Source organism: Silanimonas sp. (assembly GCF_027531545.1).
Lineage (GTDB): Bacteria > Pseudomonadota > Gammaproteobacteria > Xanthomonadales > Xanthomonadaceae > Silanimonas.
The window spans coordinates 113533-128518 of the sequence record NZ_JAPZSC010000001.1 but is presented as its reverse complement, the minus strand read 5'-3'; the positions used below and the strand labels follow the sequence as shown (position 1 = coordinate 128518).

Annotated in this window: 9 protein-coding genes and 1 pseudogene; 6 read left to right on the top strand and 4 right to left on the bottom strand. The window is 72.1% G+C overall.

Annotated features, from left to right (window positions below; all coding sequences use genetic code 11):
• The first annotated feature begins 102 nt into the window (after positions 1 to 102).
• Positions 103 to 2181 carry a bifunctional (p)ppGpp synthetase/guanosine-3',5'-bis(diphosphate) 3'-pyrophosphohydrolase gene (locus tag O9280_RS00570; protein ID WP_298337476.1) on the top strand — a complete coding sequence of 693 codons (2079 nt, stop codon included), beginning with the start codon at positions 103 to 105 and terminating at the stop codon, positions 2179 to 2181.
• On the top strand, positions 2181 to 3080 hold the full coding sequence (locus O9280_RS00565; protein WP_298337473.1) for a hypothetical protein: 900 nt from the start codon (positions 2181 to 2183) through the stop codon (positions 3078 to 3080). The genes O9280_RS00570 and O9280_RS00565 overlap by 1 nt, the downstream gene beginning before the upstream one ends.
• Positions 3081 to 3085: 5 nt before the next feature.
• Here O9280_RS00565 and O9280_RS00560 read toward each other — a convergent pair whose 3' ends face one another.
• Together O9280_RS00560 and O9280_RS00555 are read right to left on the bottom strand one after the other, a co-directional pair.
• Positions 3086 to 5164: a glycosyltransferase gene (locus tag O9280_RS00560; protein WP_298338350.1), complete on the bottom strand. Its 2079-nt coding sequence runs from the start codon at positions 5162 to 5164 to the stop codon at positions 3086 to 3088.
• A 585-nt stretch (positions 5165 to 5749) separates the two neighbouring features.
• A pseudogene (locus tag O9280_RS00555) lies at positions 5750 to 6754 on the bottom strand (glycosyltransferase); the annotation flags it as partial.
• 677 nt (positions 6755 to 7431) lie between these two features.
• On the opposite strand from O9280_RS00555, the gene mrcB reads away from it, so the two are divergent.
• Genes mrcB through tsaB form a run of 4 tightly spaced genes read left to right on the top strand, consistent with a single transcriptional unit; the run spans position 7432 to position 13109 of the window.
• Complete coding sequence (gene mrcB / locus O9280_RS00550) at positions 7432 to 9732, top strand: penicillin-binding protein 1B (RefSeq protein ID WP_298337470.1); 2301 nt, start codon at positions 7432 to 7434, stop codon at positions 9730 to 9732.
• A gap of 8 nt (positions 9733 to 9740) precedes the next feature.
• Entirely contained in the window at positions 9741 to 10277 is a 537-nt protein-coding gene (locus O9280_RS00545) for a hypothetical protein (RefSeq protein WP_298337467.1), read from the top strand.
• 41 nt (positions 10278 to 10318) lie between these two features.
• Complete coding sequence (locus O9280_RS00540) at positions 10319 to 12349, top strand: ATP-dependent DNA helicase (RefSeq protein WP_298337463.1); 2031 nt, start codon at positions 10319 to 10321, stop codon at positions 12347 to 12349.
• On the top strand, positions 12339 to 13109 hold the full coding sequence (gene tsaB / locus O9280_RS00535) for a tRNA (adenosine(37)-N6)-threonylcarbamoyltransferase complex dimerization subunit type 1 TsaB (RefSeq protein WP_298337460.1): 771 nt from the start codon (positions 12339 to 12341) through the stop codon (positions 13107 to 13109). The genes O9280_RS00540 and tsaB overlap by 11 nt, the downstream gene beginning before the upstream one ends.
• Here the strand turns inward: tsaB and O9280_RS00530 are convergent.
• Both O9280_RS00530 and gshB read right to left on the bottom strand, forming a co-directional pair.
• Positions 13106 to 14014 carry an energy transducer TonB gene (locus tag O9280_RS00530; protein WP_298337457.1) on the bottom strand — a complete coding sequence of 303 codons (909 nt, stop codon included), beginning with the start codon at positions 14012 to 14014 and terminating at the stop codon, positions 13106 to 13108. The two genes, tsaB and O9280_RS00530, sit on opposite strands and share 4 nt — an antisense overlap.
• Entirely contained in the window at positions 14011 to 14958 is a 948-nt protein-coding gene (gene gshB, locus O9280_RS00525; protein ID WP_298337454.1) for a glutathione synthase, read from the bottom strand. The genes O9280_RS00530 and gshB overlap by 4 nt, the downstream gene beginning before the upstream one ends.
• Between the last annotated feature and the right edge of the window lie 28 nt (positions 14959 to 14986).

Below are 14986 nucleotides of genomic sequence, written 5' to 3'. Positions count from 1 at the left end.
GGGCGAGAAAGGAACGCCTCATGGCATGGACCTCGGGAATGGTTGTGGGCTGACAAGCCCCAAGTCTACCCTCGGGGCATCGTGAAGCCCGCATCCCCTGCCATGCCCAACGCTGCGCACGCCCTGGCCGAATGGCCGGCCCTGGCGTCGGCGGCTGCGGGTGATTCGCCGGGCGCCGTGTTCTGCCGCCGCGCGCTCGAGGTACTGGCGGCGTTGTCGCCTGACCGCGAGATGATCTGGGCGACCGCGCTGGTGGCCCTCGGGGCCGAGGCCCTCGAGACGACGCAGGCGCCCATGCCCGGCCGGCTGCCGGCCATGCTGGACGGCGTCCGCGCCGCGGAGCAGGTGTGGGCGCTGCATGCGCGGGCGGAGGGTCGTGCCGATGCCGAGGGCCTTCGGCGGCTGCTGCTCTCCATCGTCCGCGACCTGCGGGTGGTGCCGGTGCTGCTGGCCCTGCAGCTGGCCCGGCTGCGCCACGCCTCGGCCCTGCCCGAGGCCGAGCGCACCGAACTCGCGCGGCTCGCCGCCGACATCCTCGCGCCGCTGGCGAACCGCCTCGGCATCTGGCAGCTGAAGTGGGAGATCGAGGACCTCGCCTTCCGCTTCCAGCAGCCCGAGACCTACCAGCGCATCGCCCGACTGCTCGACGAGAAGCGCGGTGCGCGAGAGCAGTACATCGAGGACGTCAAGGCGCAGTTGCGCGCGGCCCTGAAGGAGTCCGGCATCGATGGCGACGTGGCGGGGCGGCCGAAGCACATCTACAGCATCTGGAAGAAGATGCAGCGCAAGGACGTCCCGTTCGGCGAGCTCTACGACATCCGCGCCGTGCGCGTGCTGGTCGGAGATGTCGCCGCCTGTTACGCGGCGCTCGGCGCCGTGCACCAGGTGTGGACGCCGATAGCGAAGGAGTTCGACGACTACATCGCCCGCCCGAAAGCGAACGGCTATCGCAGCCTGCACACGGCGGTGGTCGGCCCCGAGGGCCGCGCGCTCGAGGTGCAGATCCGCACCCGCGAGATGCACGAGCAGGCCGAGCTCGGTGTGGCCGCGCACTGGCGCTACAAGGAAGGCGGCGGTGCCGATGCGAGCTTCGAGCGCAAGATCGCGTGGATGCGCCAGCTGCTCGATTCGAGCGAGGGCGACGAGCAGAAGCTGCAGGAAGGGCTGAAGGCCGACCTCGTCGAAGACCGCGTCTACGTGCTGACGCCGCAGGGCAAGGTGGTCGACCTGCCGCGTGGCGCGACCGTGCTCGATTTCGCCTACGCCGTGCACACGGAAGTGGGGCACCGCTGCCGGGGCGCGAAGATCAACGGCCGCATCGTCACCCTCGATTCAAAGCCGGCCACCGGCGACGCCGTGGAGATCCTGACGGCGAAGGCTGGCGCGCCGCGCCGCGACTGGCTGCAGCCGGCGAGCGGCTTCCTCGTCACCGGCCGCGCCCGCGACAAGGTGCGCGCGTGGTTCCACAAGCTCGATCGCGCGCAGAACCTCGTCGAAGGGCGCGAGTTGCTCGACAAAGAACTCCGTCGCCTCGGCCTGCTCGGTGCCGACCTCGCGCCGGTGCTGCCGCGCTTGCGCCTGGCGACGCAGGACGACCTGCTGGTCGCGCTGTCGCTCGGTGATGTCAGCCCGGCGCAGGTGAGCCGCGCGCTGCACGAGGCGCAGCAGCCGAAGGAGGCCCCGGCGATGCCGCCCATCCCGGCCGCGGCGTCGCGCGACAAGGTCGGTGCGCGCAGCGACAGCTTCGTGGTCGACGGCGTCGGCAACCTGCTGATGCAGCTCGCGCGCTGCTGCCAGCCGGTGCCGGGCGACGCCATCGCCGGCTACCTGACGCGTGGCCGTGGCATCAGCGTGCATCGCGCCGACTGCGTGGCGCTGTCGCGCTTGGTCGCGCGTGATCCCGACCGCGCCATGCCCGTCTCCTGGGGGCGCGCCGGTGGCACCTACGCGGTCGATGTCGCCATCCATGGCCTCGACCGCAAGTCGCTGCTGAAGGACATCACGACGCTGATCGCTCAGGAGGGCATCCACATCAATGCGGTGGCCTCTCGCAGCGACGACAGCCGCGGCCTCGCCGACCTCAAGCTCACCTTGAAGGTCAGCGATTTCGAACAGCTCTCGAAGCTGTTGGCGCGACTGACCGCCGTGCCCGGCGTGCGCGACGCGCGGCGGGTGGGTTGATGGCTGTGCGGCCCTCGCGCTGGGCGGTACTCGCCGCCGCCGCCGCCTCGCTGCTGGTGGGCGTGCTGCTGCTGCGCGAGCCGATCGGCCGCGCCGTGTTCCCCGATGCCGCGCTGGCCGGTCTCGTCTCGCAGGCCGAACAGGCGCTCACGGCGGGTGACCTCGACACCGCGGCGTCGCGCTTCGAAGCGGCGCAGGCGCGGGCGCCGGACCATCCGCGCGTGGTGGAAGGTTTGGCCGCGACCGGCGAGCGGTCCCTGGTCCAGGCGGCGACGGCCGTCGCGGCGGGCGATTCGGCGAAGGCGGAACAGGCGCTGGCCCGGGCGGTTCGTCTTGGGATGCCGGGTGAGCGCATCGAGACGCTTCGGCAGTCCCTGCTGGCGCATGCGGAGCCTTCGGTGGAGGCGGTGCTTCAGCGGGCGACCGCCCTGGAGGGCGCCGATCCCACGGCGGCCCTCGCGCTCTACCGGCAGGCACTGCAACGAGAGCCCGACAACGCGCTGGCGCGAGCTGGCCGCAGTCGCTTGCTATCCATGACCCTGGCGAATGCCATGGCGGCACTCGACCGCGGCGAAGCGGACACGGCGCTGGCGCTGGTGGCCGAAGTTCGGGCCATCGATCCGGCGCACCTGCAATTGCCCGAACTCGAAGCCCGGCTCGGCGCGTCCGGCGTAGCCCGCGCGGGAGGCCCGGTTTCGCCAACCACGCCCTCTTCGGCTGACAGTGCCGAAGCCATCCGCTGGCGTGGGCTCGCCGATGAAGCCATCGGCCGCGGGGCCTTCGACCAGGCCCGCCGCGCGCTCGCCGAAGCGGAGCGCCTTGCCCCGCAGGCGCCGGAGCTGGCGGTGCTTTCCCAGCGGCTGCAGCGTGCCGAAACGGCTCGCCCCGAAGCGCGCTGAGGCCGTCAGCGCAGCTGGTTGAAGATGGTGCGCAGCGTGGTGCGGGCGCGCTCGGGAGAGAACTCGCGCTCGGTGTTGGCGAGGCCGCCGTCGACCAGACGCTGCCACAGCGTCGCGTCGTCGTAGGCGGCGAGGATGGTCGCCGCGAGCGACTCCGCGTCGTCCGCCACGAGGGCGTCGATGCCATGGGTCAGGCCCATGCCTTCGACGGCGCAACGCGTCGCCACCACCGGCAGGCCATGGGCCAGCGCCTGGTTGATCTTGCCCTTCACGCCGGCGCCGTAGCGCAGCGGCGCGACCGAGAAGCGATGCGCGTCGATCAGCGGCTCGAGATCGGGCACATGGCCATGCACGGTGATGCCTGGCCTTTCGCCAAGGGCAAGCACGGAGGCCGGCGCGTCGCTCCCGACCAGTGAGAGCGTGATCTCCGGCCGCTGCGCACGGATGCGCGGCAGGATCTCGTCGGCCAGCCACTGCGCGGCATCGACGTTCGGCGGATGGCGGAAGCCACCGACGAAGAGCAGGCCTTGCCGCGCGGCCATCGCCGGGCCGGCGCCGCGCACGCGATGGATGTTCGACACCACGTCCACCACCGCGCCGGGCGCGCTCTCCGCCAGCAGGGTCTTTTCCACCGGGCTCACCACCCAGGTGCGGTCGACGCTGCCGATCAGCGCCAGCTCGTCGGCACGGGTTCGCGCCGCGGCGCGCAGCAGGGTGGCGTCGTTGCGTTCTTCCGCTTCGCGTTGCTCGCGCAGGTGGTGCAGGTCGACGGTGTCGAAGACGATGCGCGCCTGCGGCGCATGGCGGCGCAACAGCGGCAGCAGGGGCGAGAGGATGTAGTGGCGGCTGACGATGACCAGCTGGAAGCGCGGGCCGTGCTTCGCCAGCCAGTCGGGGATCGCGCCAAGCCAAGGGTGCGTCCAGGCCTCGACGCCGAGATCGCGAAGCGCCTGCGTGTAGCGCCCGTCGTCCAGCCCGTTCTCCGGGAAGAAAGTGACGGCGCAGCCCTCGTCGACGAGCAGGCGCAGCAGTTCGAACAGACGCACCGAGCCGGAGTCGCGATCCGGCATCGGCGTGGTGGCGTCGATGACGAGTACGCGGGCACGGGCGCGATGCTGCGCCGCGTAGTGCACGGCCTGGGTCGGCGCCGGATGGCGGCGCACCAGCGTGTCGCGCCAGCGCTCGAGGAAACGCTGCTGGTTGCGCACCTGGTAGGCCTTCACGCCGCTGCTGGTGTCGGTGCCGGCGGTGATGCCCTCGTGGTGCACCACCATCGACGCCGGCTGCACGCGCACCTTGAGTCCCGCCTCGCGCACCTTCATTGCGAGGTCGGTGTCTTCGTAATAGGCGGGGGCGTAACGCTCGTCGAATCCGCCGAGGCGATTGAACAGCGCACTCGGCAGGGCGATCGCCGCCCCGGAGCAGTAGTCGGCCTCGCGGACAAAGGTGTACGCCGGATGCCGAGGGTCTTCGAAGCGCCCGAAGTTCCAGCCCGAGCCGTCCGAGAAGACGATGCCGCCGGATTCCTGCAGGCGCCCGTCCGGGTACACGAGTTGTGCGCCGGCGAGGCCGGTGTCCGGGTGTGTCTCGAACGTGCCAAGCAGGGCATCGAGCCAGCCGGGCGTCAGCGTGGTGTCGTTGTTGAGGAACACCACGAACTCGCCTCGCGCCATGGCCGCGCCGGCATTGCAGCTGCCGACGAAGCCGAGGTTGGCGGTATTGCGGTGGTAGCGCAGGCCGGGGATGGCGGGCAGCACCCTGCCCGAGTCGTCCGGCGACGCGTCGTCGATGACGATCACTTCGACATCGGACGGCAGGCGGGTTTGCGCGAGGCTTCGCAGGCAGGCCAGCGTGTAGTCCAGCTTGCCGTGCACCGGGATGACCACGCTGGCGCGCACCGTTTGCGGCGTCGCAAAGGCGAGCGGGGCTTCGGGGGCATCGTCGGCGCCCGGTGCCGCGGCCTTCGTCCTCGAGAAACGGCGCAGCACCGCCGCCCACGTCGCGGCGGCGCCTCGCGTACGCAGGCTTCGCAGCCCGCGAAGGGCGAGGTCGATGCCGCGGCGGGTTCGATAGCGCGCCGCCACCCAGGCATCGCCGACATGCCGGCGCAAGCGCAGGACGATGCGCAGCAGCGGGTGGCCGAGGGTGCGTCGCGCTTCGGCGAGCTGGTCCATGGCGGCGTCGCGCTGGCTGAGGGCGATATCGCGCTGGCGGATCAGGTCGGCGGTGTCGCGCTCGTAGTAGTCATAGGCCGAGTCGCGCTCGCTCTTCAGCTCGAGCGTCGATTCGCGGAGCGATGCGGCCTCGCGCTCAAGGCCGTCCAGCTCGGCTTGCACGGCAGCGATGTGTTCCGCGACGCGATCGCGCTCCTGTGCCTGCTCGCGCCGGAGTTCCTCGATCCGCTCCATCGCGGCGTTGCGCTGTCCGGCCAGATCCGCGGTGTCGCGGTCGTAGGCCCGGTAGGCGTCGTCGCGCTCCTGCGCCAGGGTGTCGGACGCGGCGCGCAGCAGGCCGTCGACGTGACGCTTCACCAGGGCAACCGCGGCCTCGCCGGTGCCGAGCAGGCGAGGGCGGGCCGGCCGCAGCGGGTGGAGCAGGCGCCAGCCGGCGCGCGACTCCGCCATCGATGCTGGAACGGGGTTCGGACGCGGTTGGCGTTCGGGCTCGGCGGCGCGTTCGGCGAGTGCGGCGGCGATCGCCGTCGCGGTGCCGGGAACGACCGACAGGCCGGGTTCGCCAGCGGCCGCACGCTCCGCGTACGCGCCGAGCCCCGCCGCCAGCACGGGCACGCCGAGCGCCTGCATTTCCGAAAGCACGTACCCGAAGGTCTCGGGCAGCAGCGACGGCAGCAGGGCGAGGTCCGGGTCGAATGCTTCGACCAGCTGCGGCAGTTCGTCCGGCACGTACTCCTCGATCGCCCGGCCGCCCAGCGCCTGCGCGTAGCGCGCCGCCGCCGCGCCGCCGCCGGCGAAACACCACTCGATGCCGCCCGGGCCGAGCGCAACGAGCGCGTCGAGCAGCCATTCGCCCTTGCCGCCCTTCAATCGTCCGGGAACCAGCACGCGCAGCGGGCCGGGGCGACGCGTCGCGTCACGCGCCGGAACCTCGCCCGCGAAGGGCGGCAGGCCGTGCGGCAGGACCGTCGCGGCCGGCAGCGTCGGCGCCACGCTCCGCAGCCGTTCCGCGGCGAACGCCGAGGGCGCGACGATGCGGATCGGTTCCACGCCCAGCGCCGCGATGGCGGCGGCGGCGCGCGTTTGCCAGGCCTCCGGATGACGCTCGCTGAAGGCGAAGCCTGGCTGTTCGGCGAACTCGGCGAGACGGGCCGCGTCCCACTGCGGCCGGGGTTCGACGTCGTCGAGCGCCGGCCAGAACGGAAACAGGTCGTGCACGACGAAGGTGGTCGGCAATCCGGTGCGCAGCACGTCGAGCGTGGTGCCGATCAGCGACGAGACACGCACTGCCGAGACGCCGAAGCTGGCGATGCTTTCGGCGAGGGCCGCGCGCACGGCGGGGTGGGTGTCGCCGGTGTCGCCGACGGCCGGGGTGCAGGCCCAGGCCCGGATGGGACAGGTGTCGAGGCCGAGGTGCAAGGCGATCCGCTGGCCGTGGCCGCGTCGCGCGTCGCCGTGGCTGACGAGGGCGAGATGGTCGGCGTCCGGGTCGTCGCGCATCTGGTCGGCAACGAAGCGGGCGACGCCGCCGCCCCAGTCGTGGAGCACGTGCAGCACGACTGGGCGGCCGCCGCGGCCTGCGGCGGTCGGTGCTGGGCGGCGGACCGCGAGGCGGTTCGGGCGCCACTCGGGGTCGATCCGGAACGGTGTTCCGTCCTGGTCTTCGGCGGTGGTATCGCCCAGCGCGACGGCGAGGTGCGGCAGGCGGGCGCCCTGGATCGCTGGCGTGGTGGCAGGACCGGCACGCAGGACGCGCTCGGCCGCTTCGCGGCGCCACAGCGCGCAGCGCGCATCGGGCGCCGCGGGCAGCGCCACGTGCGGGGCCCAGGTCCAGGCTTCGCGCACCGCGTCGTCGTGGTCGTCGAGGGCCCACGCGGTCGCGATGTCGCGCACGCCCACGGGACTCACGGCATCGAGGCCGGCCGATTCGGCCAAGGCCCCGGCCATCTGCGCGAGTGTGAAGGCGTCCGGCGCCACGCCGGGCGCCACGAGCAGGAGCAGGGCGGCGTCGCTCGCCGCCAGCGCCGCGCGCAGGCGGCCGTCCCAACCCTGCCCCGGATCGCCTTCGATCGTCCCGATCAGGTCATGTCGTGCCGTCGGCAACGTCGCGGTGTTCAAGCGGGGGTCAAGGGGGGCTGCGCTAGACTGCGGGACCCGGATTATCGCTTGGTTGACGCTTGGTTTCGCGCCCATCCCCCAATACCACCGCCCGCTTCAAGCCGCTGCTGCGCTACGGGCTGTGGGGCGCCCTGTTCCTGCTGGCCCTCGGCCTTGGGTTCGGCATCCCGATCGCAGTGGTGCTCGACCGTGAAGTCCGCGCCGAATTCGAGGCGCTGACCTGGCAGATCCCGACGCGCGTGTTCGCCCGTCCGCTGGCCCTCGTCGAAGGGGAGCCGATGAGCGTGGCCGCGCTGCAGCAGGAGCTGGAGGCGGCAGCCTTCAGTGAAGGCGATGGCCGGACGCCCGGCACGTTCAATCGCGACGGCGGCGTGTTCCGCATCGCGACGCGGGGCTTCAGTGATGTCGATGGCGCGGTCGACCCGGCGCGCGCCGAGGTGCGTCTCGCCAACGGCCGCGTCGCCGGCCTGCGCCGCAGCGACGGTGGCGGACCCGGCTTCATGCTCGACCCGGCGCGCATCGCGACGCTATACGGCGCAAAGCAGGAGGAACGCGAGCTGATTCGCCTCGACGATGCGCCGCCGCTGCTGGTGGCCGGCCTGCAGGCCGTCGAGGACCGCAACTTCAAGCACCACATCGGCATCGACCCCTGGGGCGTGCTCCGCGCGATGTTCGTCAACTTCAAGGAAGGCGAACTCGAACAGGGCGGCAGCACGCTGACCCAGCAACTCGTGCGCAGCCTGTTCCTGAGCAATGCCAAGACCGCGACGCGCAAGGCCAAGGAAGCGGCGTACGCGCTGATCATCGAGGCGCGCTTCGACAAGCGCCGCATCCTCGAGACCTACCTCAACCAGGTCTATCTCGGGCAGCAGGGCGGGCAGAGCATCCACGGGGTCGGCGCCGCCTCGCGCTTCTGGTTCGGCCGCGACGTCGCCGACCTGAAGGCGCAAGAGATCGCGCTGCTGGTGGCGATGGTGCAGGGCCCGTCACACCATGACCCGCGCCGCTACCCGGAGCGCGCGAAGGCGCGTCGCGACCTCGTGCTCGGCGTCTTCCACGACACCGGCCTGCTCACCGAAGCCCAACGCGATGCCGCTCGGCGCCAGCCGCTGGGCGTGCTCGCGCGCCCCGGTCTTGCGCGCAACCGCTATCCCGGCTTCCTTGACCTCGTGCGCCGCCAGCTCGCGAGTGATTACGACGCGGATGCGCTCACCGGCGCCGGGCTCACCGTGCACACCACCCTCGCGCCGTCGGCGCAGCGCGATGCGGAGGCCTCCGTCGCGCGTTCGCTGGGCGCTCTCGACAAGGCGGACCGCCCGGCGCTGCAGGCCGCGCTGGTGCTCACCGACGCGCAGACCGGCGACGTGCGCGCCATCGTCGGCGATCGCAATGCCAACCAGCCCGCCTTCAACCGCGCACTCGATGCCCGGCGTCCGGTGGGCTCGCTGCTCAAGCCCATGGTCTACCTGCTGGCCCTCGCCCAGCCGGGCCGCTGGTCGCTGGCTTCGCCGATCGACGATGGCCCGGTGTCGATGCGCCTGCCCAACGGGCAGGAGTGGGCGCCGAAGAACTCCGATGGCCGCAGCCACGGCATGCTGCCGCTCGAAGACGCGCTGATCTACAGCTACAACCAGGCCACGGTTCGGTTGGGCATGGACGTCGGCCCGGAGCGGCTCGTCGCGCTGTTGAAGGCGCTGGCGGAAATCGATGCCGAGCCGAACCCCTCGCTGATCCTCGGCAGCGTCGATCTTTCGCCGTATGCGATGGCGCAGGCCTACCAGTTCCTCGCCTCCGGCGGTCGCATCCAGCCGCTGCGCGCGGTGCGCGGCGTGCTCTCGCCAGAGGGCGAACCGGTAGCCCGCTACGACGGCCGCAAGGACGAAGCGCAGGAGGGCGATGCCGTGGCCGCGCGCCTTGTCACCCTCGTGCTGCAGGACGCCGCCCGCCGCGGCACCGCCCGCGCGCTGGCCAGTGGCGAAACCGCGGGCCTCGCCGCCGCCGGCAAGACCGGCACCAGCAACGACGGCCGCGATTCGTGGTTCGCCGGCTACACCGGCAGCCACCTCGCCGTGGTGTGGGTGGGCAACGACCGCAACGAGGCCACGGGCCTGTACGGCGCCACCGGCGCGATGCGGGTCTGGCAGGGCCTGTTCTCGACGCTGCCCAGCGCGCCGCTGCAGCCGGGCGAGCAGGGCATTGAATGGGCTTACGTCGCGCAGGGGCAATTCGCCACGACGGAATCCGAATGCACCGGTGCCCGCCGCTATCCTTTTGTCGCAGGCTTCCTGCCTGCCGAGCACCTCAGCTGCGTCGAACGCGGCCTGCTCGATTTCTTCGGTTTTGGAGCGGACGGCGAGTGAAGGACTGGATGAACCCGATGCATGCCACGGCGCTTCGCGGCCTGGCGATCTTGGGCGGCACGCTGCTGCTGGCCAGCTGCGCCACGCCGCCGCCGGCGCCCGTGGTCCCGGCCGGCCCGCCGCCGCTCACCGACGCCCAGATCGTCGAGGCCACCCGCGCCGCCGGGCGCGATGGCGTGGAGCTGGTGGTCACGCCGCTCGTCGACCCGCATGTCGAGGACCTGCGCGAGCGCGCCGAGAAGGCGCAGGCGGCGAATCGCCCGCAGCGCGCCGACCGCGAGTTGCTGAAAGCCCTCGAGATCACGCCCGATGACCCCGATCTCCTGCAGTGGCGCGCGGAGCTTGCCGTGCTGCGCCAGGCCCGCGACGAAGCCGAGGTCCTGGCCAAGCGCAGCATCGCCCTGGGCCCGAAGTCGGGCCCGCTGTGCCGCCGTAACTGGACGCTGGTGAAGCTGCTGCGGGAGTCGCGTGGCGAGGCCGAGAACGCCACATCCGCCGCGGCGATGCTTGAACGCTGCACCATCGCGCCGCCGGTGCGGATGTGAGTACGGAGGCCGCCCCCTCCGGCGGCCGCGGGGTGCTGCCGATGCTGACCGCCCGCGCGCTCGACGAGGGCGGCGCGCTGGCGAACGCGATTCCCGGCTACGCGCCGCGGCCGGCGCAGCAGCGGCTGGGCGTGGCCATCGCCGAGACCATGGCCGATCGCGGCGCGCTGGTGGCCGAGGCCGGCACCGGCACCGGCAAGACCTACGCCTACCTCGTGCCCGCGCTGCTGTCCGGCCAGCGCGTGATCGTCTCGACCGGCACCAAGGCGCTGCAGGACCAGCTCTACCACCGCGACCTGCCGAAAGTGCGCGAGGCGCTCGGCCTCGGCCTGCGCACCGCGCTGCTGAAGGGCCGCAGCAACTACCTTTGCCTGCAGCGCACCGAGCTCGCCAAGGGCGCGCCGGTGTTCAGTGGGCGCGAGCAGATCGCCCAGTTCGAGCGCATCGTGCAGTGGAGCAAGCGCACGCGGCGCGGCGACCTCGCCGAGATCGAGGACCTGCCCGAGGATTCGCCGCTGCGCGGCCTCGTCACCTCGACGGTCGAGAACTGCCTCGGAAGCGAGTGCCCGTTCTGGCAGGACTGCTTCGTCGTGAAGGCGCGCGCCGAGGCGCAGGCCGCCGACCTCGTCGTCATCAACCACCACCTGTTGCTGGCCGACCTCGCCATCAAGGAAGAGGGCTTCGGCGAAATCCTGCCGGGCGCTTCGGCTTTCGTGCTCGACGAAGCGCACCAGTTGCCCGACCTTGCCTCGCAGTTCTTCGGCGAATCGGTGTCGGCGCGCATGCTTATCGACCTCACGCGCGACGCCATCGGCGCCTGCGGCAAGGTCGCGGGCAGCCTCGCCGCGGTGTCGCCCGCGGTGCGCGAACTGGAGGCGGCGATCCGCCTGCTGCGCGCGCAGTGCGAAGGCCTGCCCCAGCGCGGCACGCTGGCCCTGCTGCTCGATCACCACGCCGACATGCCCGCGCTGGTGCGCACGCTCGACGCGGCGATGGCCGGACTGGTGGCGGCCGTCACCCCGCTGAAAGAGGCCGCGCCGGAGTTCGCCGCCGTGCTCACGCGCTTGGAACTGTTCCAAACGCGGCTGCGCGCGTGGGCCCAAGGGGCGCCAGGCCTGCTCGAAACGGATGATGGCGACGACGCGGCGAACGCTTGCTCTGACGCGGCCGATGGCGCGCAGGACGAGGATCGCGCCGACACCGCCTCGCACGGCGAGGTGCGCTGGTTCGAACTCACGCAGCGCGGTTTCGCCTTCTCGATCACGCCACTCGACGTCGCCGGCCCGCTGCGCCGCTACCGCGAGCAGAGCAAGGCGGCGTGGATCTTCACCTCGGCCACGTTGGCCGTCGGCGGCGACCTCAAGCACATCGCGTGGAAGCTCGGCCTGCACGAGCCGCGCACCCTGCTCGAGCAGAGCCCCTTCGACTGGAAGACGCAGTCGCTCGCCTACTTCCCGCCTGGCCTGCCGGAACCCTCGTCGCGCGACTACACCGAGCGCGTGGTCGCGGCGGTGCGGCCGGTGCTCGAGGCCTCGAAGGGCCGCGCCTTCCTGCTGTTTACCTCGCACCGTGCGCTGCGCGAGGCGGCGGCCCTATTGGCCGGCGGGCCCTGGCCGCTGTTCGTGCAGGGCACCGCGCCGCGCCTGCAGCTGATCGAGCAGTTCCGCGCCAGCGGCAACGGCGTGTTGCTCGGCGCCGCGAGTTTCTGGGAGGGCGTTGACGTCGCCGGTGATGCCTTGAGCGTCGTCGTCATCGACAAGCTGCCCTTCGCCGCGCCGGACGATCCGGTGCTCGAAGCACGGCTCGAAGCCGTGCGCCGCCGCGGCGGCAACCCCTTCCTTGCCGAGCAGGTGCCCACCGCCGCCATCGCGCTGAAGCAGGGCGTGGGACGCCTGATCCGCCGCCACGACGACCGCGGCGTGCTGGTGCTCTGCGATCCGCGCCTGGTCAGCAAGCCCTACGGCCGCGTGTTCATGGCCAGCCTGCCGCCACTGACGCGCACGAAAGCGCTGGCCGACGTGCAGGCCTTCTTCGATCCCTCCTACGCCTCGGAGCCCGTCGATGCCGGCTGACGCCCCATCGCGCCCCGGCCGCGCGACCCTGCTCGCGTTCGAACTGGCCACCGAAGCCTGCTCGGTCGCGCTCTGGCAAGACGGCCGCCTGCTGGCGCGCCATGAGGTCGCGCCGCGCCGCCATGCCGAGCTCGCTTTGCCTTGGGCGGAGGCGCTGCTGGCGGAAGCGGGTGTCGCCAAGTCGCAGCTGGATGCGCTGGCGGTCGGCGTCGGCCCGGGCGCCTTCACCGGCGTGCGCTTGGCCATCAGCCTCGTGCAGGGCATCGCGCTCGGGCTGGACAGGCCAGTCGTGCCGGTGTCCACGCTGGCCGCGCTGGCCCAGCCCTTCCTCGCCGAGGGACCGGTGCTGGCCGCCATCGACGCCCGGATGGGCGAGCTCTACGTCGGCGAGTTTGCTGCCGACGCCGAGGGTTTGCCCAAGGCGCTCGCGGAGGAAGCCCTCCTGCCCGTCGGTGCGGCCGCTGCGGCGCTCCTGGCCCGTTGGCCCGCGACTGATCTTGGGCGGGTCGGCGTCGGTACCGGCTTCGCCGCGGGTGGTGGTGTGTGGTGCGCCGCGCTCGCCGACCGACTGGCGCGGGTCGAGGCCGAAGCCCTGCCCACGGCTTCGGCCGTGGCCCGGATTGCGGCGCCCGCGTGGGCCCGAGGTATGGCGGTGGCACCGGAGCGCTTGGAGCCGACCTACCTCCGCGACAAGGTTGCCCTGACCTCGGCCGAGCAGGCCGCGGCCCGCGCGGCGAAGGCCGGCGCTGGCGGGGCCTAGTCCTCGCTGCTCACCGCACCGTTGCGGAAGTGCCAGGTGCGGGTGATGTGCAACACATCAACGCGTTCCCCGGTCTGCGGCAAGGGTGGGTAGGGGGCGGCCAGTTCGACGATGCGGCGGGCCGCCTGGTTCAGCACCTCATGGCGGCTCGGCGTGTTCAACACCACCGATTCGACGCTGCCGTTGCGGCGCACGGCCACCGTCATCACCAGCCGGCCCTCAAGACGGTCGGCGCGGGCGCGCTCCGGGTAGTTGGCGTTGCCGACCCGTTCGACCCGCTCCACCCAGGCCTTCAGGTACTGCGCGTAGGCGTACTCCTGCGTGCTCGCCGAGACGAACTTGCGCTTCGGCCGCCGCGCGTACTGCGCCTCGCGGCGCTCCACCTCGGCCGCCAGCCGGGCCATTTCCAACTGCTGCTCCAGCAGTTGCTCGCCCAAAGGCAGCGGCGTTGGTGGGGTTTCCGGGGTAGGGCGTTCGCGAGGCGCGGGCTCGGCACCCGTGGCTACGGTCGTCACCACGGGCATCGGCGTCGCGTCCTGCGGGCGCGGTGACTGCGCGCGGATCGGGATCGGCGCGATGCCCTCGTCGAGCTTGGGGACCGGTGCGCTCACCGTATCGCGGGGGCGCTGGCTTTCCTCGCTGTCGCCGCCGCCCTGGTGGCTGGCCTGGGCGAGGAAGTCGGCCTTTTCCGGCGGCGTGCGGCTGGCCGTCTCGGTGAGGATCACGTCCAGCGTGGGGGTCACCGGGGCCGCGTCGTCGCGGCCGAAGCTGATGCCGAGCACGACGATCCCGATCACCACCGTCGCCAGCAGGGTGGTCGCGGTCAGGCGCTGGGCCGGGCCGACGCCGTCCGGCGGGGGCGCGGCGTCGCGCTCCGCGGCAGGCGGGGTGCTGCGGGCGCTCACGTCGGGCCGCGCTCCAGGGCGTCGAACAGGGTGCCGGCGATGTTCAGCCCGGCGCCGGCGTCGATCTCGCGGATGCAGGTCGGGCTGGTCACGTTCACTTCCGTGAGGTGCCCGCCGATCACGTCGAGGCCGACGAAGCGCATGCCGCGGCGCTTCATCTCCGGCCCGACGATGGCGGCGATCTCGCGGTCGCGCTCGGTCAGCGGCCGCACTTCGCCCCGCCCGCCCGCTGCGAGGTTGCCGCGGAACTCGGTGCCCTGCGGGATGCGCGCCAGGCAGTGCGAGACCGGTTCGCCATCCACCAGCAGCACGCGCTTGTCGCCGTCGGCGATCTCCGGTAGGAAGCGCTGCGCCATGGCCAGGTGCCGGCCGTCGGCGGTCAGGGTCTCGAGGATCACATTGAAGTTGGGGTCGCCGTGGCGGCTGCGGAAGATCGAGCGCCCGCCCATGCCGTCCAGCGTCTTCAGCACCACCTCGCCGTGTTCTGCAGCGAACGCCTTGAATTCGGCGGCTTCGCGGCTCACCAGGGTGGGCGGGACGCAGGCGGGGAACATCAGGGCCGCCAGCTTCTCGTTGAGTTCCAGCAGGCCCGCTGGGTCGTTGGTGACGGCCGCTCCCTGCCTCTGGGCCGCCGCCAGCACCTGGGTGTCGTGAAGGAAGTCGGCATCCACCGGCGGGTCCTTGCGCATCAGCACCTGGTCCATTTCGGCCAAAGGGCGCCAAGTGGCCTCGCCGAGCTGGAACCAGCCGGCCTTGTCATCCTGCACCGACAGGGCGGCGAGCCGCCCTCCCGCCACGCCACCTCGGAACCCGAGGCTGCCCGGAACGACGTAATGCAACGCCCACCCGCGACGCTGGGCCTCGAGCAGCATCGCAAATGTGGAGTCCTTCACGATTTTGATGGACTCGATCGGGTCCATCACCACGGCCAGCCGACGCTGCATCCGGAACCGCCCTTCGGTGCGAGAATGT

Coding starts and splice junctions, on each gene's coding strand:
- O9280_RS00570 (WP_298337476.1), top strand. CDS start 103: ATGCCCAACGCTGCGCACGCCCTGGCCGAATGGCCGGCCCTGGCGTCG.
- O9280_RS00565 (WP_298337473.1), top strand. CDS start 2,181: ATGGCTGTGCGGCCCTCGCGCTGGGCGGTACTCGCCGCCGCCGCCGCC.
- O9280_RS00545 (WP_298337467.1), top strand. CDS start 9,741: ATGAACCCGATGCATGCCACGGCGCTTCGCGGCCTGGCGATCTTGGGC.
- O9280_RS00540 (WP_298337463.1), top strand. CDS start 10,319: ATGCTGACCGCCCGCGCGCTCGACGAGGGCGGCGCGCTGGCGAACGCG.
- tsaB (WP_298337460.1), top strand. CDS start 12,339: ATGCCGGCTGACGCCCCATCGCGCCCCGGCCGCGCGACCCTGCTCGCG.
- gshB (WP_298337454.1), bottom strand. CDS start 14,958: ATGCAGCGTCGGCTGGCCGTGGTGATGGACCCGATCGAGTCCATCAAA.